Source organism: Caulobacter sp. AVps16 (assembly GCF_058681455.1).
Map to the genome: position 1 here is coordinate 1,240,902 of NZ_CM178739.1, position 24,000 is coordinate 1,264,901.

23 protein-coding genes are annotated in these 24,000 nt (G+C 66.6%); 6 read left to right on the forward strand and 17 right to left on the reverse strand.

Annotated elements, in window-relative coordinates; all coding sequences use genetic code 11:
- Window positions 1-231: 231 nt before the first annotated feature.
- The 6 genes from clpA to ACW17U_RS06025 all read right to left on the reverse strand — a co-directional run bounded on the left by clpA (window position 232) and on the right by ACW17U_RS06025 (window position 6,525).
- On the reverse strand, window positions 232-2,568 hold the full coding sequence (gene clpA, locus ACW17U_RS06000) for an ATP-dependent Clp protease ATP-binding subunit ClpA (protein WP_492055220.1): 2,337 nt from the start codon (window positions 2,566-2,568) through the stop codon (window positions 232-234).
- A gap of 13 nt (window positions 2,569-2,581) precedes the next feature.
- The gene (clpS, locus tag ACW17U_RS06005; protein WP_062147013.1) at window positions 2,582-2,911 is read right to left on the reverse strand and encodes an ATP-dependent Clp protease adapter ClpS; all 330 of its coding nucleotides are present in this window, start codon (window positions 2,909-2,911) and stop codon (window positions 2,582-2,584) included.
- Between the two features lie 242 nt (window positions 2,912-3,153).
- On the reverse strand, window positions 3,154-3,660 hold the full coding sequence (locus ACW17U_RS06010) for a DUF3224 domain-containing protein (RefSeq protein WP_492055221.1): 507 nt from the start codon (window positions 3,658-3,660) through the stop codon (window positions 3,154-3,156).
- Between the two features lie 57 nt (window positions 3,661-3,717).
- Window positions 3,718-4,974, reverse strand: coding sequence for a DNA polymerase IV (locus ACW17U_RS06015; protein WP_492055222.1), 1,257 nt, complete (start codon window positions 4,972-4,974; stop codon window positions 3,718-3,720).
- Window positions 4,975-4,987: 13 nt separating this feature from the next.
- On the reverse strand, window positions 4,988-5,881 hold the full coding sequence (locus ACW17U_RS06020) for an ROK family protein (RefSeq protein ID WP_492055223.1): 894 nt from the start codon (window positions 5,879-5,881) through the stop codon (window positions 4,988-4,990).
- Entirely contained in the window at window positions 5,878-6,525 is a 648-nt protein-coding gene (locus ACW17U_RS06025) for a hypothetical protein (protein ID WP_492055224.1), read from the reverse strand. Before ACW17U_RS06025 ends, ACW17U_RS06020 begins: the two co-directional genes overlap by 4 nt.
- A 121-nt stretch (window positions 6,526-6,646) precedes the next feature.
- Between ACW17U_RS06025 and ACW17U_RS06030 the strand changes: the two genes are divergently transcribed.
- From ACW17U_RS06030 to phoY, 3 genes are all read left to right on the forward strand, one after another.
- Window positions 6,647-7,024 carry a response regulator gene (locus ACW17U_RS06030; protein ID WP_062151549.1) on the forward strand — a complete coding sequence of 126 codons (378 nt, stop codon included), beginning with the start codon at window positions 6,647-6,649 and terminating at the stop codon, window positions 7,022-7,024.
- Window positions 7,021-8,385: a PleD family two-component system response regulator gene (locus ACW17U_RS06035; protein ID WP_492055225.1), complete on the forward strand. Its 1,365-nt coding sequence runs from the start codon at window positions 7,021-7,023 to the stop codon at window positions 8,383-8,385. Before ACW17U_RS06030 ends, ACW17U_RS06035 begins: the two co-directional genes overlap by 4 nt.
- Window positions 8,386-8,470: 85 nt before the next feature.
- The gene (gene phoY / locus ACW17U_RS06040) at window positions 8,471-10,180 is read left to right on the forward strand and encodes an alkaline phosphatase PhoY (RefSeq protein WP_492055226.1); all 1,710 of its coding nucleotides are present in this window, start codon (window positions 8,471-8,473) and stop codon (window positions 10,178-10,180) included.
- 197 nt (window positions 10,181-10,377) lie between these two features.
- Here phoY and rpmG read toward each other — a convergent pair whose 3' ends face one another.
- From rpmG to ACW17U_RS06055, 3 genes are all read right to left on the reverse strand, one after another.
- Entirely contained in the window at window positions 10,378-10,545 is a 168-nt protein-coding gene (gene rpmG / locus ACW17U_RS06045) for a 50S ribosomal protein L33 (protein WP_007673017.1), read from the reverse strand.
- Window positions 10,546-10,626: 81 nt separating this feature from the next.
- Window positions 10,627-11,088, reverse strand: a complete 462-nt coding sequence (locus ACW17U_RS06050) for a DUF6265 family protein (RefSeq protein WP_492055227.1) — start codon at window positions 11,086-11,088, stop codon at window positions 10,627-10,629.
- Between the two features lie 26 nt (window positions 11,089-11,114).
- Complete coding sequence (locus ACW17U_RS06055; protein WP_492055228.1) at window positions 11,115-11,843, reverse strand: NUDIX hydrolase; 729 nt, start codon at window positions 11,841-11,843, stop codon at window positions 11,115-11,117.
- 111 nt (window positions 11,844-11,954) lie between these two features.
- Here ACW17U_RS06055 and ACW17U_RS06060 point away from each other — a divergent pair, with 111 nt between their 5' ends.
- Window positions 11,955-13,253 (forward strand): amidohydrolase, encoded by a 1,299-nt coding sequence (locus ACW17U_RS06060; RefSeq protein WP_492055229.1) that lies wholly within the window; start codon window positions 11,955-11,957, stop codon window positions 13,251-13,253.
- 121 nt (window positions 13,254-13,374) lie between these two features.
- On the opposite strand, the gene ACW17U_RS06065 is transcribed toward ACW17U_RS06060, so the two are convergent.
- On the reverse strand, window positions 13,375-14,502 hold the full coding sequence (locus ACW17U_RS06065; RefSeq protein WP_492055230.1) for a pyridoxal phosphate-dependent aminotransferase: 1,128 nt from the start codon (window positions 14,500-14,502) through the stop codon (window positions 13,375-13,377).
- A 65-nt stretch (window positions 14,503-14,567) separates the two neighbouring features.
- Here ACW17U_RS06065 and ACW17U_RS06070 point away from each other — a divergent pair, with 65 nt between their 5' ends.
- Window positions 14,568-15,602 carry an SGNH/GDSL hydrolase family protein gene (locus ACW17U_RS06070; RefSeq protein ID WP_492055231.1) on the forward strand — a complete coding sequence of 345 codons (1,035 nt, stop codon included), beginning with the start codon at window positions 14,568-14,570 and terminating at the stop codon, window positions 15,600-15,602.
- Window positions 15,603-15,637: 35 nt separating this feature from the next.
- On the opposite strand, the gene rnr is transcribed toward ACW17U_RS06070, so the two are convergent.
- The 3 genes from rnr to topA form a co-directional block, all read right to left on the reverse strand.
- The gene (gene rnr / locus ACW17U_RS06075) at window positions 15,638-17,953 is read right to left on the reverse strand and encodes a ribonuclease R (protein WP_492055232.1); all 2,316 of its coding nucleotides are present in this window, start codon (window positions 17,951-17,953) and stop codon (window positions 15,638-15,640) included.
- Between the two features lie 142 nt (window positions 17,954-18,095).
- On the reverse strand, window positions 18,096-18,458 hold the full coding sequence (locus ACW17U_RS06080; protein ID WP_492055233.1) for a hypothetical protein: 363 nt from the start codon (window positions 18,456-18,458) through the stop codon (window positions 18,096-18,098).
- A 38-nt stretch (window positions 18,459-18,496) separates the two neighbouring features.
- Window positions 18,497-21,169 (reverse strand): type I DNA topoisomerase, encoded by a 2,673-nt coding sequence (gene topA / locus ACW17U_RS06085; protein ID WP_062146985.1) that lies wholly within the window; start codon window positions 21,167-21,169, stop codon window positions 18,497-18,499.
- Between the two features lie 177 nt (window positions 21,170-21,346).
- Between topA and ACW17U_RS06090 the strand changes: the two genes are divergently transcribed.
- The gene (locus ACW17U_RS06090) at window positions 21,347-21,520 is read left to right on the forward strand and encodes a hypothetical protein (protein WP_166504207.1); all 174 of its coding nucleotides are present in this window, start codon (window positions 21,347-21,349) and stop codon (window positions 21,518-21,520) included.
- 23 nt (window positions 21,521-21,543) lie between these two features.
- Here ACW17U_RS06090 and ACW17U_RS06095 read toward each other — a convergent pair whose 3' ends face one another.
- The 4 genes from ACW17U_RS06095 to plsY are packed head-to-tail and all read right to left on the reverse strand — an operon-like array spanning window position 21,544 to window position 23,945.
- Window positions 21,544-21,864 carry a helix-turn-helix domain-containing protein gene (locus ACW17U_RS06095; RefSeq protein ID WP_492055234.1) on the reverse strand — a complete coding sequence of 107 codons (321 nt, stop codon included), beginning with the start codon at window positions 21,862-21,864 and terminating at the stop codon, window positions 21,544-21,546.
- 13 nt (window positions 21,865-21,877) lie between these two features.
- Window positions 21,878-22,159 carry a BrnT family toxin gene (locus tag ACW17U_RS06100; RefSeq protein WP_492055235.1) on the reverse strand — a complete coding sequence of 94 codons (282 nt, stop codon included), beginning with the start codon at window positions 22,157-22,159 and terminating at the stop codon, window positions 21,878-21,880.
- A gap of 44 nt (window positions 22,160-22,203) precedes the next feature.
- On the reverse strand, window positions 22,204-23,301 hold the full coding sequence (gene dprA, locus ACW17U_RS06105; RefSeq protein ID WP_492055236.1) for a DNA-processing protein DprA: 1,098 nt from the start codon (window positions 23,299-23,301) through the stop codon (window positions 22,204-22,206).
- Window positions 23,298-23,945, reverse strand: coding sequence for a glycerol-3-phosphate 1-O-acyltransferase PlsY (gene plsY, locus ACW17U_RS06110; protein ID WP_492055237.1), 648 nt, complete (start codon window positions 23,943-23,945; stop codon window positions 23,298-23,300). Before plsY ends, dprA begins: the two co-directional genes overlap by 4 nt.
- Window positions 23,946-24,000 lie beyond the last annotated feature (55 nt).

Sequence of the window (24,000 nt, forward strand, 5' to 3'; positions counted from 1 at the left end):
GACGTAAGCCGCTGCAGCGAGGATCACATAGGCGGCGAAAAAGGCTAACGGCCACCAGGTTGGCCGCGCCGTCTGTGCAGGACGAAACAGGCCGCGCACTGGCGTTCGCACCCGGTATCCTTTTTCTTCAGTTCATCCAGAGACTTTATTGATTTGAGGGGGGTGTAAAGTTTTCCTGGCCGCAAACCGAAAGAGGCCCGGATCGCTCCGGGCCTCTCGATAGTCCTGGATCTATTCGACCAGAGCCGGTTCGGCTTCGGTCTCTGTCGCCGCAGAGCCCTTTCCGGGCTTTTCCGGCGTGCTTTCGATCTCGAAGTCGATCTTGCTGTCCTTGAGCACGATCTTGACGTGGCCACCGCGCACCAGACGTCCGAACAGGATGTCGTCGGCGAGGGGCTTCTTGATGTGCTCCTGGATGACCCGGCCCAGGGGACGGGCGCCGTAGAGCTCGTCGAAGCCGTTCTTGGCCAGCCAGTCGGCCGCGTCGTCGGACAGCTCGATCGTCACGTTGCGGTCGGCCAGCTGGGCCTCCATCTGCATGACGAACTTCTGCACGACCTGGCGGATGATCTCCGGCGTCAGCGGCTTGAAGGCCACGACCGCATCGAGGCGGTTGCGGAATTCCGGCGTGAACAGGCGCTTGAGGGCGGCCTCTTCCTCGCCGACCACCTTGTCGCGACCAAAGCCGATGGACTGGCGCTGGGCGTCCGAAGCCCCGGCATTGGTGGTCATGATCAGGACGACATTCCTGAAGTCGACCTTCTTGCCGTTGCTGTCGGTCAGGACGCCGTGGTCCATGACCTGCAGCAGGATGTTGTAGACATCCGCATGGGCCTTCTCGATTTCGTCGAGCAGCACCACCGCATGCGGGTGCTGGTCGACGGCATCGGTCAGCTGGCCGCCCTGGTCATAGCCGACATAGCCGGGAGGTGCCCCGATCAGGCGGCTGACGGTGTGGCGCTCCATGTACTCGGACATGTCGAAGCGGATCATCTCGATGCCCAGGGTCAGGGCCAGCTGCTTGGCGGCTTCGGTCTTGCCGACGCCGGTCGGGCCGCTGAACAGGAACGAACCGATCGGCTTGTCCGCGTCACGCAGGCCGGCCCGGGCCAGCTTCATGGCCGAGGACAGCTGCAGGATGGCGGCATCCTGGCCAAACACGGCGCGCTTCAGATCCGTTTCCAGCTCCTTCAGCGCCTCGGTGTCGGACTTGGAGACCGACTTGGGCGGGATGCGGGCGATCTTGGCCACCACGGCCTCGATCTCCTTGACGCCCAAGACCTTCTTGCGGCGGTTCTCGGGCAGCAGCATCTGGCCGGCTCCGGCCTCGTCGATCACGTCGATCGCCTTGTCCGGCAGCTTGCGGTCGGTGATGTACTTGGCCGACAGTTCGACAGCCACCTTGATGGCGTCATTGGTGTATTTCAGCTTGTGGAAGTCCTCGTAGTAGCTCTTGAGCCCCTTGAGGATCTTGATGGTGTCTTCCACCGACGGCTCGTTGACGTCGATCTTCTGGAAGCGACGGACCAGGGCCCGATCCTTCTCGAAGTGCTGGCGGAACTCCTTGTAGGTGGTCGAACCCATGCAGCGCAGGCTGCCTGAGGCCAGGGCCGGCTTCAGCAGGTTCGAAGCGTCCATGGCTCCGCCGCTGGTCGCGCCGGCGCCGATCACGGTGTGGATCTCGTCGATGAACAGCACCGCATTGGGGTGGTTCTCGAGCTCCTTGACCACCTGCTTGACGCGTTCCTCGAAGTCGCCGCGATAGCGGGTGCCGGCCAGAAGCGCGCCCATGTCGAGCGAGAAGATGGTGGCCTCGGCCAGGACCTCGGGGACCTGGTTGGTGATGATCTTGCGGGCCAGGCCCTCGGCGATGGCGGTCTTGCCGACGCCCGGTTCACCGACCAGCAGGGGGTTGTTCTTGGTGCGACGGCACAGGATCTGGATCGCGCGTTCCACTTCACTGGCCCGGCCGATCAGGGGGTCGACCTTGCCCTGGCGGGCCTTTTCATTGAGGTCGACACAATAGGCTTCCAGAGCCTCGCCACCGGTCTTGGTGTTGGGCTTTTCGGAATCGTCTTCCGTCGCGTTGTTGCTGGCCCCCTTGACGGCCTTGGGCTCGGACGCCCCGGCCTTCTTGGCGATGCCATGGGCGATGAAGTTCACCGCGTCATAGCGCGTCATGTCCTGCTCCTGCAGGAAGTAGGCGGCGTGGCTCTCGCGTTCCGAGAAGATGGCCACCAGCACATTGGCACCGGTGACTTCCTCGCGGCCCGAGGACTGCACGTGGATGACGGCGCGCTGGATCACCCGCTGGAAGCCGGCGGTCGGCTTGGCGTCTTCCTCGTCGTCGACGATCAGCGAGGCCAGCTCGACGTCGAGATAGTTGGTCAGGCTCTTTTTCAGGGCGACCAGATCGACGTCACAGGCGCGCATCACGCCGGCCGCGTCATCATCGTCGGTCAGGGACAGGAGCAGATGCTCCAGGGTGGCGTACTCGTGCTTGCGCTGGTTGGCGTAGGCGACGGCGCGGTGAAGGGACTCTTCAAGGGGTCGAGAAAACGAGGGCAAGGGGGGAGGCTCCTCAGTCTTTTTCCATGGTGCACTGCAAGGGGTGCTGATGACGGCGCGCCGAGTCGATGACCTGGGCAACCTTCGTTTCAGCGACTTCGTAGGTATAGACGCCACACACACCAACGCCGTGTTGGTGAACCAGCAGCATGATCCGGGTCGCGTCTTCGCGTGACTTGTTGAAGAACCGCTCAAGAACGTAAACGACGAATTCCATCGGCGTATAATCGTCGTTCAGAATCAGTACTCGATAGAGCGAAGGCTTCTGTGTCTTCGGTTTCACCTCAGTGATGACCGAAGATCCAGTCCCGTTATTCTGTCCGCCTTGCTTCCGCTCGGCCATTGACCGTTTTCTCCCGGCGGGCCGAACCACCCGCCATGTCTGGATTAGATATGGAAACGCGCCGGCTTTGGAAGGGGCCCACGCACTGTTGCGCCGCTTTAACACAGGGGCGCCCTGGAAATTGGCTTCACGATTGGGAGAGCGGAAGCCGTCGATGGACAGTTTTCCGGGTGAGCAGCCGAAATGGGGCGCGACCGGCGCCCGCGCAAGGGCGGTCGAGTGATCCTCGGGACGGAGTGGGCCTATTGAGCCGGCAGGGTATAGGTCAGATCGTAAAGATGTTTGCCGCCGGTGATCTCGATAGTCAGGCTGCCGGCGATGCCCTTGAGCGCCCCGGTTCCAGAGTCGGGCACGATCTCGACGGTCAGCTGGCGATCCGCGCCGCGCATCAGACCCTTGTGCACGAGGGCGAAGCTGCCGGCCTTGCCGTGCAGGGTTCCGGTCACGCGCTCGATAGCGACATAGACGGCTGAGCCCGGCGTGTCCGTGCCGGCGGTCAGCATCTGGCCCTTGCCCGTGGCGTCCAGGTCGCCATGGAAGACCTTGTCCAGCGACAGCCGGCCGAGGGTCGAGCCCGGCCCGGCGTCCTCGTCCTGTGGCACGAGCTTCACATCAAAGGGGCCCCGGGCGTGCTGGGCTATGGCGGTGGCTCCGATGGCCGTGAGGGGCGCACTCGGCGGCTTGGCCCCTGCCGGTGTGAAAGCCAGACTGGCCAGAAGCGTCACTTCCAGGAGACGTGGGACGGGCATGCAAGGCTCCTTCGATGACGCGGGTTTGGAGTCAGTAGCGCGTTTTGCGGTCTTGGCTCAGCGGCTCTTGAGCGTCCGGCCCGTGACCACCGCTCCGGCCCCGAACTTGCCGCGCAGGACGTCGATGGTCTGCTCCTTCTTGAGCGCCTGCCGCTCGTCGCCGGCAAAGAAGTCGTCCGCAGCCCCTTCGGCCGGGACAAATTCGGTCAGGCCCGCGCCGATCAGGCGGTAGCGGGTCGACCCGGGCTCCTGGGCCAGCAGCTCGCGGGCGACCTGGAACAGGGTGCGCGCGGTCTGGGTGGGCACGGCCAGGGTTCGGCGGCGGGTATGGACCTTGAAGTCGGGGGTGCGCAGCTTCAGCGTCGCGACCCGTCCCGCCACCCCCTCGGCGCGGGCCTGTCGCGCCACCCGCTCGCACAGGGGCCAGAGTTCATCCTCCAGGTCCTCGCGTCGGGACAGGTCGTCATTGAAGGTCGTTTCGGCACTGATGGTCTTGCGGACCTGATCAGGATCCACCGCACGGGAATCCTGTCCCTGGGCCAGGCGGTGCAGGCGGAGGCCTCCGGCCCCCAGGACGGCCGCCAGATCCTTCAGGTCGGCAGCGGCAATGTCGCCGACGGTGCGGTAGCCCTCGGCCGCCAGGGACGTCACGGTGGCCGGGCCAACCCCGGGCAGGATCGAGACGGGTTTTCCGGCCAGGAACCCCTTGGCTTCGGCCGCGCCGATCACCGAGAAGCCGCGCGGCTTGTCCAGCTCGGATGCGATCTTGGCCAGGAACTTGTTGGGGGCCAGGCCGATGGAGACGGTCAGATTGATCTCCCGCTCGATCTCCCGCTGCAGGCGGGTCAGCATCACTGCCGGGCTGGCACCATGCAGCCGTTCGGTGCCCGACAGGTCAAACCAGGCCTCATCCAGCGACAGGGGCTGAACCAGCGGCGTCAGGGCCGTCAGCTTCTCCATGATCCGGCGGCTCTCGGCCTTGTACTTGGCGAAGTTGGGCTTGATGACGACCGCTTCGGGACAGAGCTGCAGGGCCTTGTACATGGGCATGGCCGAGCGGGCCCCGCTCATGCGGGCGATGTAGCAGGCCGTGGTGACCACCCCGCGCTTGCCGCCGCCGATGATGACCGGCCGGTCGCGGATCGCCGGATCGTCGCGCTTCTCCACCGAAGCGTAGAAGGCGTCGCAGTCCAGGTGCGCCATGGAGAGGGCGGCCAGTTCGGCATGAAAGATGGTGCGCGGCGAGCCACAGGACGGGCACCGCAGGGCCCGTACCTCACCCGTCCAGTCGCAATCGCGGCACAGGGCCTTCATGGCGTGCCCGGGCCTAGGCGTCGTCGAGGGGCCACAGCCAGACCGCGCCGCGCACCCCCGAACTGTCGCCATGCGCGGCCTTGCGCAGGGGCGTTTCAAAGGTGTCGGAGAAGACATGAGGCGCGATCGCGGCCGGCAGTCGGTCGTACAGGGCCGCGATGTTCGACAGGCCCCCGCCCAAGACGATGACGTCCGGATCGACCATGTCACAGACCAGGGCCAGGGCCCGGCCCGTCCGGTCGATCAGCCGGTCGAGGGCGGACATCGCACCGGCGTCGCCGGCCTCGATGGCAGCCATGACCGACTGGCCCGTCGGGTGGCCAGCATCGCGGGCGAAGGCCGGACCGGCGATCCAGGTTTCAAGACAGCCCTTGCGGCCGCACCAGCAGGCCGGGGCGGGTTCGTCCCCGGGCCTGGGCCAGGGCAGGGGCATGTGGCCCCATTCCCCGGCAATGCCGTTGCGGCCTTCGATGATCCGGCCATCGACCACCAGGCCGCCACCGCAGCCAGTGCCCAGAATGGCAGCGAACACCACGGCCTGTCCGGCCCCGGCCCCGTCGGCGGCCTCGGAGAGGGCCAGACAGTTGGCGTCATTGGCCAGGCGGACGGGACGCGCCAGCCGGGCCTCCAGGTCCTGGGCAAAGGTTCGGCCATTGAGATAGACGCTGTTGGCGTTACGGATCAGGCCGGTGCGCGGTGAGATCGAGCCAGGAATGCCCAGGCCGAGCCGGGCCGCACCGGATCCGGCCATGCATTCGGCATCGGCGAGCAGGTCGGCCACCACCTCCAGGGCCGCTTCGTAGGATCCGGGATTGGGTTTGCGGACCCGGGCGACGAACTGGCCAGAGCGATCCAGGGCCGCGACCTCGATCTTGGTGCCGCCGAAATCGACGCCGAAGCGGATCATGCGAACAGCTGCGCCTCGATCGCGGTCCGGAGTTCGGCCCAGTCGTCGATCCGGACATGCCGCTCGGGGGCGGTAGGGGCCAGGGGACGAAGGCGCTCGTCACTGATCATCTGGAAGCGGGTGATGTCGGGCGCGCTGGCCGCGACCGATTCGAGCTGCGGCAAAAGGTCATCGATAAAGACCGAGCGTCCGGCCGTGCGGGATGCGAGCTGGGCGGCGGACGGCCCCTTGGGGCCGCTGTTGATCACCAGTGGATAGTCGAAGCCATGGGTCTTGAGCCACTGTCCGCGGGCCAGGCGGCCATGCTCGGGCGCATTGGTCAGGATCACGACCCCGGCCCGTGACGCCAGATCAGCCAGGGCATGGGCCGCGCCCTCGGCGGGCAAAAGGTCGTCGGCCCCGTCGCGAAAGAAGTCGTCGAACAGAACCTTGCCGGCGATCAGGTCCAGGTGCTCGGTCTCGCCCGGGCGGTAGATGTTCTGGAACAGGGCGAAGCGGTCGACGCGCAATTCGTAGCCGAAACGGCCCACAAAGGTGCCGAACCCGCGCATGAACTGGGCGAGCACCTCGTCGACATCGACGATCACCAGCGGGGCTTCCGGATCGATGATGCAGGCTTCAAGGTCGGAGAAACGGGGTTCCATGATCTGCGATTGGCCGATGTTAACGCGATTAGCGCGGGCTTAAGGATATTCGTGCCATCTGGAAGTCAGAAGCGGCGCGAATCCCTCAGGCGTCGCCACGGACCGTATGGTCGGGGTCAGGATGACGAAGAAGGTCCTCATCGTGGAGGATAATGAGCTGAACATGAAGCTCTTTCATGATCTGCTCGAAGCCCAGGGTTATGAGACCCTGCAAACCCGTGAGGGTCTGCAGGCCTTGTCCATTGCTCGGGACAATCGCCCCGACCTGATTCTCATGGACATTCAGCTGCCGGAGATCTCGGGACTCGAGGTCACCAAGTGGCTCAAGGAAGACGAGGACCTGGCCCATATTCCCGTGGTGGCCGTTACGGCCTTCGCGATGAAGGGGGACGAGGAGCGGATCCGGGAAGGCGGCTGTGAGGCCTATATCTCCAAGCCGATCTCGGTGGCCCACTTTCTCGACACCATCAAGCGTCTGCTCGACAAGGCTCCGGCATGAGCGCGCGGATCCTCGTCGTCGACGACATCGAGGCCAATGTCCGCCTGCTGGAGGCCAAGCTTTCGGCCGAGTATTATCAGGTCTCCACGGCGTCAGACGGCCCCACGGCCCTGGCCATGGCGGCCAGTGATCTGCCCGACATCATCCTGCTCGACGTGATGATGCCGGGCATGGACGGTTTCACCGTCTGCAAGAAGCTCAAGGAAGATCCGGTTACCCGCCACATCCCCGTGGTTCTGGTCACGGCCCTGGATGGCCGCGCCGACCGCATCCAGGGGCTGGAAGCCGGGGCTTCGGACTTTCTGACCAAGCCGATCGATGACGTGATGCTGTTTGCCCGCGTGCGCAGTCTGACCCGTCTGAAGCTGGTGATCGACGAACTGCGCCAGCGCGAGGCCTCGGGCCGGCGCATGGGCGTGATCGCCGGCGCGGCCTCGCGGCTCGATGGCCTGGGCGGTCGCATCCTGATCATCGACGACAACGAACGCCAGGCCCAGCGCATTGCCGCCGAGCTCAGCATCGAACATCGTCCGGTCGTCGAATCCGACCCGGACAAGGCCCGGATCAGCGCCGGCGGCCCGGTGGATCTGGTGATCATCAATGGCGCGGCCAAGGGCTTTGACGGCCTGCGCTTCGCCGCCTCGCTGCGCTCGACCGAGCGGACCCGGCACCTGCCGGTCCTGGCCATGGTCGATCCCGATGACCGCCAGCGCATGGTCAAGGCGCTGGAAATCGGCGTCAATGACATCCTGCCGCGCCCGATCGATCCCCAGGAGCTGGCGGCCCGCGTCAAGACCCAGATCCAGCGCAAGCGTTACACCGACTATCTGCGCAACAATCTCGATCACAGCCTGGAACTGGCGGTCACCGACCAGCTGACCGGTCTGCACAACCGGCGCTACATGACCGGGCAGCTCGACTCCCTGGTCCAGCGTTCCACCCTGGGCGGTGATCCGGTGGCGGCCCTGCTGATCGACATCGACCACTTCAAGAAGATCAACGACACCTTCGGTCACGATGTGGGCGACGAGGTGCTGCGCGAGTTTGCCCTGCGCCTGGCCTCGAACGTGCGCGCCATCGACCTGCCTTGCCGTTATGGCGGCGAAGAGTTCACGGTGATCATGCCCGACACCCAGCTCGAGGATGCCATGCGTATCGCCGAGCGGATCCGCATGCATGTCGCCGGTTCGCCGTTCCGCGTCGCCCAGGGCCGGGAATTGCTGACCGTGACGATCTCGATCGGCGTTTCGGCGACCCTGGGCGAGCACGACTCCCCCGAGGCTCTGCTCAAGCGCGCCGACGAGGGCGTATATGAGGCCAAGGCCTCTGGCCGAAATGCCGTGGTGGCGCGCGTCGCCTAACCGTTCTTTAGGCGGACGAACTTTTCCTGTCGCCTGATCGGCCTGCAACCTTGCACGCGGCCAGGGATCAGGCTTTGTAGCCTGGATGAAGAAGAAACTTACTTCCGGTGCCCTTGTCTGCGCCGTGCTCGTCAGCGGAGCCCTGACCCAGGCTGAGGCCCAGCCTCGAGCCCTCGCCAAGCCCGATCCCAGGCTGGTCGTGGTGATCTCGATCGACCAGTTCAGCGCCAACCTGTTCGCCCAGTATCGCGGCACCTTCACCGGTGGCCTCGGCAGGCTGGCGCGGGAAGGCGTGGTCTATCCCAATGGCTACCAGTCGCATGCCATGACCGAGACCTGCCCGGGGCATTCAACCCTGCTGACCGGCAAGCACCCCAATAAGACCGGTATCAGCGCCAATGACTGGTACGATGCCAGTCTGGGCAAGCAGGTCTATTGTCTGGCCGACGACAGTGTCGTCCTGGCCCACGATCCCAAGGGCCGCCCGGTCAGCCCCAAGAACATGGTCGCCACGACCTATGGAGACTGGCTGAAGGCCGTCTCGCCGACCAGCCGGGTGTTCGGCGTCTCCGGCAAGGATCGCGGCGCGATCACCTTGTCGGGACATCAGGCGGATGGGGCCTTCTGGCTGCAGCCCGGCTTTGGTTTCACGACCTATGTGCCGCCGGGCCAGACCGCCGAGGCGCGACTGAAGCCTGTTGCGGCCTTCAATGCCAGGATGCTGGCTGACCTGAAGAAGCACCCCTTCGTCTGGGATTATGCCAAAAGCCCGATGGACGCCCTGCTGGGCGGATCGGCCAAGCGCTGCAGGGCTCTTGAGGCTGACTACGAGACCGGCGGCCGCAAATGGCGCGCGGCCCTGCCGATTCCCACTGCCACCAGCGAGGCGGACCGGCTGCGGGACCTCGGCGGCAGTCCCTTCACCGATCAGGTGACCCTGGACCTGGCGGCCCAGCTGCGTGACGATTTCGGCCTGGGCGACGGGCCTCAGGTCGACGTCCTGGCGGTCAGCCTGTCGGCCACGGACTTTATCGGCCACCGCTTCGGCACCCGGGGACCGGAAATGTGCGACCAGATCGCGCGTCTGGATGAGGGGCTCGGCGAGTTCCTCGATCGGGTCGGCAAGGCCAAGGGCGGTGTGCTGGTTGTTCTCTCGGCCGACCACGGCGGGGCCGACATGCCCGAGCGCCTCCATGAGGAGGGCTATGAGGCCGGTCGGATCGGCACCAAGGCCTGGCTGGCGGGCCTGAACGCCACCCTGCGCAAGGATCTGGGCCTCGCCTATGACCCGCTGGTGGCCGATGGCGGCATCAATACGATCGACGTCGTCGGACCCGACCGCAAGGCTCTGGATCCTGTCGAACATGTCCGGATCACTGCGGCGGCCCTGGCCCTGGTTTCGCGCCAGCCGGAGGTGGTTGAGGCCTTTGACGTCAACACCCTGCTGACCCTGGCCCCGGAGGCGGCTGACACCTCTCCTGAGGAGATTTCGCTGCGGGAGCGTATGCGCCGCAGTGCCTATCCCGGCCGCATGGGTGACATCGTCGTCGCCTTCAGGCCGGAGCTGGTCCCGGCTACGGCGGGCCCGACCTATGTCTCCACCCACGGCAGCCCCTGGGACTATGACCGTCGGGTGCCGATCATCTTCTGGTGGAAGGGCGGTGCGCCCCGCGAGCGCGTCCTGCCGCTGGACACGGTGGACATCGCGCCGACCCTCGCGGCCGTGACCGGCCTCAAGCCGCCGGCCGATGTTGACGGTCGGTGCCGGCCGCTGGGGGCAGGGCACGACTGCTGAGTCGGATAGATCCTCCCCTTTTGGGGGAGGTGGCCCGCAGGGCCGGAGGGGGCAAGCTCGGCCCAGGTTGCGTTAGCCCCCTCAGTCGGCTTTGCCGACAGCTCCCCCAGAGGGGGAGCAGCTACCGCCCCCGGAATCAAAAACGCCCGGCCATTTCTGGCCGGGCGTTTTGTTGTGTCGTACCGGTCGGGCAGATCTTACTTGATCTTGCCTTCCTTGAATTCGACGTGCTTGCGGATGACCGGATCGTACTTCTTCAGCACCATCTTTTCGGTCTTGGTGCGGGCGTTCTTCTTGGTCACGTAGAAGAAGCCGGTGTCCGCCGTGGAGTTCAGGCGGATCTTAATTGAAGCCGGTTTGGCCATGGTCGAATCCCTGCGGTGTCGCGCAGGGTACCCGCGCGTTGGAAATGAGAGGCGCGGAACATACTGATCAGCGCGCCAAAGTCAATTGCCGGCGGGGCACCGTATGTAGGGATAGTCGACCGACCGGACCTGACCGCCGATCTGGCCCTCAATACGGCCGATCAGCGTGCGGGCATCGACGCGCCGGTACAGGATCCGTTGCGGAAAGTCATGGGCGGGGTCCTCAAACACCACCGAGTCGTCGGTGATCTCCTTGAGCGGGAAGACGGCCTCTGGCTGGCCGGAGGGCTTGGCGTTGAAGGCGAGCCTGCCGTCGGGGCCCGGGGCGATTCGCAGGAACTCGAATTCGCGAACCTTGCCGTCCTTGAGGGTGCGGCTCATGCCCAGCATCACGCCGCCGCCGGGGGCCATCCACTGCTCGTCGACACGTCCGTTGGAGCGGACCTGCATCCAGCAGCCCGTCATCCAGGCCAGGCGGCTGATCTCGGGTTCAGGCGCGGGCGGTGTGGACGCCAGGGCGGACGCGAACAGAATGGCCAGCATGTCGATCTCCCCCGAGACGCGCCGGCTCAGACATAGGTCAGGTTCCGGGCACCGTTCAGGAAACGCATGAAGGGCGCGGGGCGTCCAGCATCCTTCAGCCTCTGACCGATCTCGGCGACCACGAAGCGGGTGATGTTGGGCAGATCCAGCGCCATGGCCTCATCGAAATCGACCCAGGCGATCTCGTCCAGTTCGCCGCAGTCGGGCTGGCGGTCCAGGCTGATCAGGGCCTCGGCCGAGGCCATGAAGAAGCGGGCATCAAAGCGGCGGTTGCGGTAGGGCGGGGTGATGGCCCGGGCGACAAAGGCCATGGGAGCCAGGTCGGGCAGGGCCGCCTGGGCCAGAAAGGGCCGCCAGGCCCCGGCCGCCGGCCGTGCAGGGGCCGGGCGCGCCAGCAGCAGGCCGGTCTCCTCGAAGGTCTCGCGGATCGCCGCCAGGCCCAGGGCGCGGGCCAGGGCGACAGGGCTCGGGTGGCGCGGCTGGTGGGTCAGTCGTGCGGTGACCTCCGGCGAAAGCTCGCTGGCGGCCGGGACCCGATAGTCGCCGCGATCAACCCGACCGCCGGGAAACACCCACTTGTCGGGCATGAAGGCATGGCCGCGATTGCGGCGGCCCATCAACAGGCGCGGCTTGGCCGCATCGGTCCGGACCATGATCAGGGTCGCGGCATGTCGCGGCCGCAGGACACCGGTGCCGGGCTCGCGCACGGCGGCGTCATTGATGGTGTCGAACTTGGCTTCAATCGGCTCGTCCATGGCCCAAGCTTAGACCGATCGCGCCAATCGCAAAGCCAGACCTTACGTCAGCTTGACCAGCCCGCAGCAAGCACTCCACTGTCGCCCGGCTTTTCAGAGGGAATGACGGGCATGTTGGGACGAATTTCGACTTTGGCGATCTTGGCCGGACTGGCCTGTGGGGCACCGGCCCTGGCTGCGCCGTCGGCGGCGAAGGTCGAGGCCGCCGCCAAGGCCGTCCAGCCCAAGGTCATCGCCTGGCGGCGGGACCTGCACCAGAATCCTGAGCTCGGAAACCAGGAAGTGCGCACGGCCGCCCTGGTGGCCAAGGAGCTGAAGGCCCTGGGCTTCGAGGTCCGCGAGGGCGTCGGCAAGACCGGGGTGGTCGGCATCCTCAAGGGCGGCAAGCCCGGCAAGGTGGTGGCCCTCCGCGCCGACATGGACGCCCTGCCGGTCGAGGAAAAGACCGGCCTGCCGTTCGCCTCCAAGGCCACGGCCACCTGGGAAGGCAAGACCGTTCCGGTCATGCACGCCTGCGGCCATGACACACATGTCGCCATGCTGCTGGGAGCCGCCACGGTGCTGGCCGGCATGAAGGCCGACATCAAGGGCACGGTGGTCCTGATCTTCCAGCCCGCCGAGGAAGGCCCGCAGGCCGGCGAGGAAGGCGGCGCCAAGCTGATGATCCGCGACGGTGCTCTGGACCAGCCCAAGGTTGACGCCATCTTCGGCCTGCACATCGGCCCGCTGGATGCCCATCAGCTGAACTATCGGCCCATGGGCTTCTATGCCAGCTCCGACCGGATCACGATCACCGTCAAGGGCAAGCAGACCCATGGCGCTCGACCCTGGGCAGGCATCGACATGGCCAGCATCGCCGCCGATATCGTCCAGGCCATGAACCAGATCGCCGCCCGACAGGTCGATGTCGGGCTGTCGCCCTCGGTGGTGACCATTGCCACCATCCATATGGGCATGCGCCAGAACATCATTCCGGAAGACCTGGTGATGGGCGGCACCATGCGGACCTTCTCGACCGAGCGTCGCGCCGACCTGATCGACAAGGTCCAGAAGAGCGTTGCAGCGATCGGTGACCGCTACGGTGCCAAGGCCGAGGCCGTGTTCACCCAGCCCTATCCGGTGACCTATAACGATCCGGCCCTGTCGAAATGGGTCAAGGCGTCGCTGTCCAAGGCCTCGCCCGGCAAGGTCGAGGACAATGGGGCCCTGGTGACCGGGGCCGAGGATTTCTCGATGTATGCCGAGAAGGTCCCTGGCGTGTTCATCCAGCTGGGCGGCCGCCCGGCCAGCGTTCCGGCCGCCGGTGCGCCGGCCAACCACTCGCCCTATTTTGACGTCGACGAGGCTGTGTTCGAGACCGGCGTGAAAGCCGAGGTGTTCATGGCTCTGGATTATCTGGAGAAGAAGTAGGCTCGAAATAGATCCTCCCCCTCTGGGGGAGGTGGCCCGCAGGGCCGGAGGGGGCTAGCTGGCCTGATGCCGCGATGGCCCCCTCAGTCGCTCCGCGACAGCTCCCCCTGAGGGGGAGCAGCTACCGCGCCGCAAACCACGGAACCAGCCGCCGCAGCGCCTCCTCGACCTCCGCGGTCGAGACGGCGAAGCTGAAGCGCATGAAGCGGTGCCCCTCGACCGGGTCGAAATCGATGCCCGGGGCGGTGGCGACGCCGGTTTCGGTCAGCAGTTGCCGGCAGAACGCCATCGAGTCATCGGTCAGGTGGCCGACATCGGCCCAGATGTAGAAGGCCCCGTCCGGCGGCGCGATCCTGGCCAAGCCCAGCGAGGGCAGGGCGTCCAGCAGCAGCTGGCGGTTGCGGCGATAGACCTCGACATGGCCGTCGAGCTCGTCGGTGCAATCCATGGCGATCAGGCCGGCGTGCTGGCTCAGGGACGGGGCGGTCAGGAACAGGTTGCCCATATAGGCCCGGGCCCGGTGGACATGGTCCAGAGGCGACACCAGCCAGCCCAGTCGCCAGCCGACCATGCTGAAATATTTCGAGAAACTGTTGACCACCAGGGCGCTGGGCTCGAACTCCAGCATCGACCGCACGGGCCCCACATAGCTCAGGCCATGATAGATTTCGTCGCTGACGATCCTGATATTCCGTGTACGGCATATGTCGGCTATGGCGGCCATTTCGTCGTCGGCGATGACGGTGCCGGTCGGGTTGGCCGGGCTGGCGACAATGACGCCGGCCGGGGCAGGGTCGAGCGCCGCCAGGTGGGCGGCGGTCAGCTGGTAGCGATCCTCCGGCCCGCAGGCGATCTCGACCGGGATCAGGTTCAGCGCCTTCAGGGTGTTGCGATAGGCCACATAGCCGGGGCGGGCCAGGGCCACACGATCGCCGGCCTCGAAGGCCGAGGCCAGGGCCATGACCAGGGCCGGCGAGGCCCCGCAGGTCAGGATGATCTGCTCCGGATCGACCTTGACCCCGTGCTTCTCACCATAGCGCTGGGCGATGCGGGCCTTGAGACCAGGGCTTTCCCAATAGCCCAGGCCGTCGGTGTCGAGCACGTGGTGGGCGCGGTCGATCGCGGCCTTGGGTGCGCCGGTCGAGGGCTGGCCAAATTCCATATGGATGACCGACCGCCCCTCGGCCTGCAGCTGATAGGCCAGGCGGCTGATGGCGATGGCGTGGAACGGGTCGAGATCTGGGCGCATGATTTCCTGTTAGCGGGGATCGCGTCGCTATGACAGATGAAGGGGACCGTTCGTTGGAGTCGACCATGCGTTCCGTTCTCCTCGCCGCGCTCAGCGTCCTGTCCCTGGCCGCCGCGCCGGTCGCCGCCCAGACCGCCCTGACCCCCCATGTCGGCGGCCGCGTCGCGCCTGCCCCCGAGGGCGGGCTGAGCTTTGGCTGGCCGGGGGTCTATTTCGAAGGCCGGTTTTCCGGCCCCTCGGTGACCGTGGCGGTCGACACCGGCTCGGAACACCTGTCGGTCAGCATTGACGGACAGGTCCGTGCCGAACTGCGCAGGCCGGGTCTGGCGCGACTGAGCTTCGACCAGCTTGGCCCCGGCGAGCATGTGGTGCGGCTGGACAAGCTGACCGAGAGCCAGACGGGGTCGGCGCGGTTCATCGGCTTCTTTGTCGGTCCCGAAGGACGGCCCCTGGCACCCGTCGCGCGATCCCGCCGGATCGAGTTCATCGGCGACTCCTTCACCGTGGCCTATGGCGTGCGTTCCGCCCGTCAGACCTGCACGGAGCAGGAGGTTCATGACCTGACCGACACCAGCCTGTCCTTCGCGCCGATCCTGGCGGGGCGGCTGAAGGCGGACTATCGGATCATCGCCTATTCAGGGCGCGGCGTGGTGCGCAACTATAGTGGCCTGGCCCCGGGAGAGCCCCTGCCGGCCCTCTATCCGCGCCTGATCCCCGGCCAGGCCGAGCCGCGCATCGATCCGGCCGATCCCTGGAAGCCCGACCTGATCGTCATCGGTCTGGGTACGAACGATTTCTCGACGCCGCTGAAGCCGGGCGAAGCCTGGCGCAGTGAGGCCGACCTGCGCGCCGACTATCGCGACTCCTATGTCGACTTCGTCGCCGGCCTGGCCCGGCGCGACCCGCAGGCCCGCTTCCTGCTGATCGCCGGTGACACCTTCGCGGAGGATGTTCAGCAGGTCGCCGGCCGGCTCAAGGGCCTGGCCACAGCCGTGCGCGTGACCGGGCTGGAGCGTACGGCCTGCCACCAGCATCCCTCAGCGGCCGACGAGCGGATGATGGCTGACCTGCTGGAGACGGCGGTCAAAGGCCTGAACTAGATGGGTCCTCCCCCAAAGGGGGAGTATCTCTCAAACTACCGCCGCTTGCCGCGCCGCACGCCCTTGGGCAGGCCGCCGCGCGGCTTGACGGCAGCCTGACGCCGCGCGCCCAGGCGGGGGCGAGGTGCCTTGGGATCGGCCGGCAGGGGTTCGGTGATCATCTCGAACAGCAGGCCGCCTGTCACCGGGGTGGCCTCGACCAGCTTGACCTCGACCTGCAGGCCCAGGGGCCAGCGCTTGCCGGTGCGCTCCCCGACCAGGGCGTGCATGCGCTCGTCATGGACGAAGAACTCCTGGCCCAGGGTCGAGACCGGGACCAGACCGTCGGCACCGGTCTCGTCCAGTTTCACGAACAGGCCAAAGCGGGTGACGCCGGTGATCCGGCCGTTGAAGGTCGCGCCGACCCGGTCGGACAGGAAGGCGGCGATATAGCGGTCGGTGGCGTCGCGCTCGGCGGCCATGGCCCGACGCTCGGCATAGGTGATGGTCTCGGCGGTGTCCTTGATCTGGCTGACGTCCTGGTCGGTCAGGCCGTCGGTCCCGAGATTCAGGGCCCGGATCAGGGCGCGGTGCACGATCAGGTCGGCATAGCGGCGGATCGGGCTGGTGAAGTGGGCATACTTGGCCAGGTTCAGGCCGAAGTGGCCCAGATTGTCGGCGCTGTAGTGGGCCTGCATCTGGGTGCGCAGCACCACCTCGTTGACGATGGCGGCATGGGGCGCGTCGCGGGTCTCATCCAGCAGCTTGTTGAAGCGCGAGGTCTGCGGGGCCTCACCCTTGTTCCACTTGATCTCCAGGGTCGCCAGGAACTCGGCCAGGTTCTGGACCTTCTCCTGGCTGGGCGTGTCATGGACGCGATAGATCAGCGGCGTGCGCTTGGCCTCCAGGCTTTCAGCGGCGCTGACATTGGCCTGAATCATCATCTCCTCGATCAGCTTGTGGGCCTCGAGGCTGGCGCGGCGGTTGATCGAGGCGATCTCGCCCTCGCGGGTAATGACGATCTTGCGCTCGTCACTCTCGATGGCCAGGGGTGAGCGGATCTCGCGGCCCTTGCCCATAAGGCGGAAGGCGGCCCAGAGCGGCTTGAGGATCGGGTCCAGCAGGGGCGGAGCCTTGTCGCCGTCCTGGCCGTCGGGCGGGATCACGCCGTCGATGGCGGCCTGGGCCTGCTCGTAGGACAGCTTGGCCGCCGAGCGCATCAGGCCACGCACGAAGCGGTGGCTCTTCTTGCGGCCGGCGCTGTCGAACACCATCCGCACCGCCAGGGTGGCGCGGTTCTCGCCCTCCCGCAGGGAGCACAGGCCGTTGGACAGGACCTCGGGCAGCATCGGCTCGACCCGGTCGGGGAAATAGACGCTGTTGCCCTTTTCGCGGGCCTCTCGGTCCAGGGCCGAGCCCGGGCGGACATAGGCGGCGACATCGGCGATGGCCACCCAGACGATCCAGCCGCCCGCATTGCCGGCGTCGGGATCGGGATGGGCATAGACGGCATCGTCATGATCGCGGGCATCGACCGGGTCGATGGTCACGAACGGCAGGTCGCGCAGGTCGTCGCGGCCTTCCAGGGTCGGCGGCTGTGCGTTCGCGGCCTCGGCCTCGGCGGCTTCAGAGAAGCCCACCGGAATGCCGTGGCTATGGATGGCGATCAGGGAGGCGGCACGGGGATCATCCTCGCTTCCGACCACTTCCAGCACCTTACCCTGCTTGGGTCCGTAGCGACCGGCGGCTGAACCCACCGAGGCCAGCACCAGATCGCCCTCCTTGAGGTCCCTGGCGTCCAGTTCGGAGAGGACCAGGACTTCCTTGGACTTGCGATCGACCGGTTCAACCCGGGTTTCGCGGCGGTGCTTGCGGATCACGCCCAGGATCTTGTGCGCGCTCTGGCCGAGTTTCTTGATCAGCCGGGCTTCCAGCTCGCCGTTCTCGAGGCGCTCGAAGCGGACCAGCAGGCGATCGCCCATGCCTGGTGCGCCGCCGGCATCGGCATTGCGCGCGGGCGACAGGCGCACGATGGGGGCGTCATCGTCGGCCCGGGTCAGCTTGACGAACATGTCGCCGTCGGCGTCACGATCCACGACATCGACCACGCCTACGGGGGGCAGGGAGCCGGCCTCGGCGAAGCCCTTGCGGCCACGCTTGCCGAGCGCGCCCTGCGCTTCCAGTTCGCGCAGCATCTCCCGCAGGGCCCGGCGGTCAGCACCCTTCAGCCCGAAGTGCCGGGCGATATCGGCCTTGCCGCTCTCGCCCGCACTGCGCAGGAAGGCCAGCAGGGTCTCGCGGTCCGGCAGGCCGGCGGGCGGCTTGGCGGCGGCAGGAAATTTCGACGACTTGGGCGTGCGTGGTTTGGCCATGTGCTGGGATAACCCGGGCCGGGGGCCAAAGGCCAAGGGAAATGCCGCTACCGCCGGTTTGGCTTGTCTGAAGGGGCAGGCGCTGACCAGCCCGAGGGCCGAAGACCGCAGAGACGCAAAATGCCCAACAGGCGTGGGTCCCCTAGTACAGATCCTCGATCCGGGCCGGCGGGGGTTGTTGTGCCGGCGGGGCAGCCACGGGAGCGGCTTCCGGCGCAGCCGGTGGGGCCTCGATCACCGCAGCCGGAACGGCGACCTCTTCGGTCTTGACCTCTACGGCCTTGGGCTTGGGCCTTTCGGGCGGGGCCGGGACGTAAAGGGGGGCCGGGGACGCGTCCCTGATGGGGACGCCTGATACCTCGGCCAAGGGGGCGGTCGAGACGCTGTTCAGCGACTGCCCGTCCTTGAGCGCATTGGTCAGGCCCATGACGAAGCCCAGGATGCTGGCCATGATCAGGCCGGCGATCACCACAGTCAGGGGCAGGGGCCGTTCGAGCGACGTCATGGGGGCAGTCTAAACCCGGATTGTGGACATGGGTAGGGTCAGGCCTTCGGCTTGGCGGCGGCCTTCTTCGGGGCCGCTGCCTTTTTCGCCGCCGGCTTTTTTGCAGCAGGTTTCTTGGCTGGAGCCGCCCCGTCAGCGGCTTTCGCCTTGGCCGTGGCCTTGGCGGGAGCCTTCTTGGCGGCGGCTTTCTTTGCCGGCTTCTTGCCGCCGCCCTTGGCGACACGTTCCGCCAGCAAGACCACCGCTTCGTCCAGGGTCAGGGCCGCAGGATCGGCCCCCTTGGGGACATTGGCATTGGTATCGCCGTGCTTGATATAGGGGCCGAAGCGGCCGGACAGCACGCGGACCGGCTTGCCGTCCTCGGGGTGATTGCCCAGTTCGGCCAGGGCAGCGGCCTGACCGCGCTGAGGACGTCCGCCTCCGGCCCGCTTGTCGGCCAGCAGGGCAACGGCGCGGTTCAGGCCGATGTCGAAGACATCCTCCGGGTTCTCCAGATTGGCATAGGTCCCGTCGTGCAGGACGAACGGACCAAACCGGCCAAGTCCGGCGGTGATCGTCTTGCCGTCGTCGGGGTGCTGACCGACCTCCCGGGGCAGGGACAGCAGGCGCAGGGCCTTTTCCAGATCGACGGCGGCCGGCAGCCAGCCCTTGGGCAGGCTTGATCGCTTGGGCTTGTCGCCGCTTTCCGCCGCCGGTGGCTCTTCGACATAGGGACCAAAGCGGCCGTTCTTCAGCCACACCGAGCGACCGGTTTCCGGGTTGATCCCCAGATCGCGGTCCGCGGACTCAGCTTCGCCTTCGCCCTCGGCGGTAGCGAGCTGACGGGTGAAACGGCATTCCGGATAGTTCGAGCAGCCGATGAAGGCCCCGAACTTGCCGACCTTCAGGGACAGCTGGCCGGAGCCGCAGGTGGGGCACAGGCGGGGATTGGACCCGTCGCCCTTGTCGGGGAAGATATGGGGTCCCAGCGCCTCATTGAGGGCGTCCAGCACATTGGTGACGCGCAGCTCGGCGATCTCGCCGACGGCGGCATGGAACTCTTTCCAGAAGTCGCGCAGGAACTGCTTCCAGTCCAGCTTGCCGTCCGACACCAGGTCGAGCTGCTCTTCCAGGCTGGCCGTGAAGTCATACTCGACATAGCGGCGGAAGAACTGCTCGAGGAAGGCGGTGACCAGCCGGCCCTTGTCCTCTGGGATGAAGCGGTTCTTCTCCATCTTCACATATTCGCGGTCGCGCAGGACGGTCAGGACCGAGGCATAGGTCGACGGACGACCGATCCCCAGCTCTTCCATCTTCTTGACCAGGCTGGCTTCCGAATAGCGCGGGGGCGGTTCGGTGAAGTGCTGGTCGGCGCGGGCCTCGATGACCTTGGCGGCAGCACCGTCCTCGATCAGGGGCAGGCGGGCCGAGTCTTCATCGCCGTCGTCGTCGCGGCCTTCTTCATAGACCGTCAGATAGCCGGGGAAGAGCACGACCTGGCCGGTGGCGCGCAGGCCGGTCTGGCCGTCATGGCTTTCGATGTCGACCGTGGTGCGCTCGATCCGGGCGCTTTCCATCTGCGAGGCGATCATCCGCTTCCAGATCAGCTCGTAGAGCCGGCCCAGATCGGGCTCCAGGCGCAGGGAGCCGGGATTGCGGTGCAGGCTGGTCGGGCGGATGGCCTCGTGGGCCTCCTGGGCGTTCTTGGCCTTGACCTTGTAGTAGCGCGGCGTCTCCGGGACATAGTCCTTGCCATAGACATTGCCGATCACGTCGCGGGCTTCGGCTATGCCTTCGGGGCCCACCGACACGCCGTCGGTTCGCATATAGGTGATCAGGCCGACGGTCTCGCCGCCGATATCGATGCCCTCATAGAGCTTTTGCGCCGCCTGCATGGTGCGCTGGGCCGAGAAGCCGAGCTTGCGCGAGGCTTCCTGCTGCAGGGTCGAGGTGGTGAAGGGCGGGGCCGGCGAGCGTTTGCCGGGCTTCTTCTCGACACCGGAAATCTTGAACACGGCCTTCTCGACCGCTGCCCTGGCGGCCAGGGCCGAGCCCTCGTTGCCGAGGTCGAACTTGGTGAGCTTCTTGCCCTCATGCTTGACCAGGCGGGCCGTGAACGGATCGGCCCCGGCCGAGACATCGGCCTCGACGCTCCAGTATTCCTGGGTCTTGAAGCGCTCGATCTCCATCTCGCGCTCGACGATCAGGCGCAGGCAGACCGACTGGACGCGACCGGCCGAGCGGCTGCCCGGCAGCTTGCGCCACAGCACCGGCGAAAGGGTGAAACCGACCAGATAGTCCAGGGCGCGGCGGGCCAGATAGGCCTCGACCAGCTCCATGTCGATGTCGCGCGGATTGGCCATGGCCTCGAGCACCGAGGCCTTGGTGATGGCGTTGAAGGTGACCCGCTGGACGGTCATCCCCTTGACCGCCTTCTTCTTGTTCAGGACCTCCAGCACGTGCCAGCTGATGGCTTCCCCTTCGCGGTCGGGGTCGGTGGCCAGGATCAGACGATCGGCCCCCTTCATCGCGTCGACGATGTCGGAAATCCGCTTGGACGACTTGGCGTCGACCTCCCAGGTCATGGCAAAATCGTTGTCGGGCTCGACCGAGCCGTCCTTGGAGGGCAGGTCGCGGATGTGGCCGTACGAGGCGAGAACCGTGTAGTCGGACCCGAGATACTTGTTGATGGTCTTGGCCTTGGCCGGGCTCTCGACGACGACGACGTTCATTAGGACTCTGTACCTGCGGGGAGGATCGCCTTGGAGGCGAGCGCCGGAAAGTGGGGGCGGGACGGGGGGTCTGTCAACGCAGCCCGTTCAAACGGTGCAGTTTCCTGGATCCTGGTAGGCGATTGTTAAGCCCATTTGGACGATGATCAGGCTGGAACCTAAACCCTTCTGGCGCTCATGAACCTCTCGAGCATCAACAGGATCGCCACCGAGGCCTATGTCTCACCGATCCAGCCGGTCAAGCCGGTGACGTCGAACGACGAACGCGCAGCGATCGCCGAGCGCCTGCGCGAGGCCGTGCGTGCCGCTCCGGCCCAGGGTACGGGGCTGATGATCGATCTGAGCGTCTAGGCGTTCAGACCAGAAGTCGCCGATCAGGCCGCTTCGCCACCGACCAGCCTTCGCATCGTTTCGGGATCCCGCGATATCGCTGTGAGCAGTGTTCTGGCTGGCGCGTCTGGCGTGGTTCGACCCTGTTCCCAATCTCGGACCGTCGACAGCGGCAAGCGGAATGCCGCAGCGAACGCCGCCTGGGTCATGCCTAGCCGACCGCGAATATCCTTGATCGCGTTGACGCGCCTGAACCGCGACAGTTGCTCCTCGGTCAGCGGTGGGCAATCGGGATCGGACAGGGCGGCGGCGTTGATGTCTTCGTCTGTCATCGCCTTGAGGCGATCCCAGTCGGTCTTGCCCATCGGCAGATCGCCGCTATGCACCACGAAAGTACCTTTTGCTTTCGACGGGATTGGCGGGTCTGGCTGAGATGATCCGGTAGTGATTTTGGACCTGTGAGACGGTGACGACGAAGAGGACGGCCCCGAAGCAGGCGCCGATGATCTGGATGCGTTCTTCGCCGTAGTCGAACCGGTCATCGACATCCTCCATACGCCAAGGGTCCAGGATCGCGTGACAGGCGTCTTTGAAATCAACCCCATGTTTGGCGAGGTTGCGCCGCGCCTTTTCCGGATCCCATTCGAATTCAATCGCCATGGTACTGGTATCCAGTACTCAGTGCAATGAATCGGCGGTGGCCATCACACCCCCGCCACCATCCCTCCGGCCAGCAGTTCCGCCCGCTCGGCCAGGGCCAGCTCCACAAGGGCCGCCATCACCGCCGAGGTCGGCGCGCCGGTGGCCCGCACCAGCTCGTCGCGCGAGACGGCCGTGGGCGAGAGCAGGGCGGCTAGTCGCTCGCGCAGGGCGTCAAGGTCGAGGTCGGCCTCAGCGGCGGGATCATAGGTCCGGTCCCGTTCGCGCAGCTGGGCCTGGCCAGACAGGGCCCGCAACACATCCTCGGCCCCCTCGCACAGGATCGCGCCCTGGCGGATCAGGTCATTGGTGCCGCGGGCCCGTGGATCCAGAGGTGAGCCGGGCACGGCGAAGACGTCGCGACCCTGCTCGGCGGCCAGGCGGGCGGTGATCAGGGAGCCGGACTTCAGCTCGGCCTCGACCACTACAACCCCCAGGGACAGGCCCGAGATGATGCGATTGCGGCGGGGGAAGTCCTTGGCCTGGGCCCGGCGATCGGGGGCGCTTTCGCTGACGACGCAGCCCTCGACGGCGAGCCGGGTATGGAGCGTCGCGTGTTCGGGCGGATAGATGTCGCCGACCCCGCCGCCCAGCACGGCGACCGTACCGGTACGCAGGGCGCCCTCGTGCGCCGCGCCGTCGACGCCCCGCGCCATGCCGCTGACGATGACGTGGCCGGCCTCACCCAGCTCGGCGGCCAACTGGCGGGCAAAGCGCTGGCCGGCCGCCGAGGCGATGCGGGCCCCGACGATGGCGATGGTGGACCTGGCCAGCAGGTCGGCGCGGCCCAGGGCCCAGAGAACCGGCGGCGGGGGATCCAGGGCCGCCAGCCGAAGGGGGAAGTCGGGTTCGCAGCCACAGATCAGCCGCGCGCCGAGGGCCGCTCCGGCTGCGAGTTCACGCTCGATCGTGTCGCGCAGGGGAATGTTCAGGGGCGTGGCGCGACCGCCGCGGCGCGACAGGTCGGGCAGGGCCGAAAGGGCGCGCTCGGGCGTGCCGTAGCGGGCCAGTAGGTGCTCGAAAGCGACGGGGCCGACCGTCTCGGTGCGCGCCAGCCTGAGCCAGGCCAGGCGCTGGGGATCCGAGAGGCGGCCCGGGGTCACGCGGCCGGAGGCGGGGGCTCCGCCGCTTTCTTCTGGCCGATCTTCGGCTCCTGGCCCTTCAGCAGGCGGGCGATGTTCTCGCGGTGACGGATGAAGATCAGCACGGCCATGAACAGGGCCAGGACCAGCATGGCATGGGGCTGGTCGGTAGCCAGGGCGAACGGCGCGGCCAGGGCGGCGGCGGTCAGGGCGGCCAGGGAGCTGATCCGGAAGAGGACGGCCATGGCCAGCCAGGTGACGGCGGCCAGCACGCCCACGGGCCAGCAGGCCGAGAGCAGCACGCCATAGAAGGTGGCCACGCCCTTGCCGCCCTTGAACTTCAGCCATACCGGGAACAGGTGGCCCAGGAAGGCCGCGCCGCCGGCCAGGGCGACGATGGCGGCGCTGTCGTTGGTCATCCAGCGGGCCAGCAGCACGGCCAGGATGCCCTTACCGGCATCGCCGATCAGGGTGATGGCCGCCAGGTCCTTGCGACCGGAGCGCAGCACATTGGTCGCGCCGATATTGCCTGACCCGATCTGGCGGATGTCGCCGGCCCCGCCCAGGCGGGTCGCGATCAGGCCGAACGGGATCGAGCCGAGGAGGTAGCCTCCGACCACGGCAATCGCGAGCGTGAGATAGACGGCTTGGGCGAGATCTTGCACGTTTCGACCTTAAGGCGAGTTGCGCGCGATTTCAACCGCTACGCAAAGCGAAGTT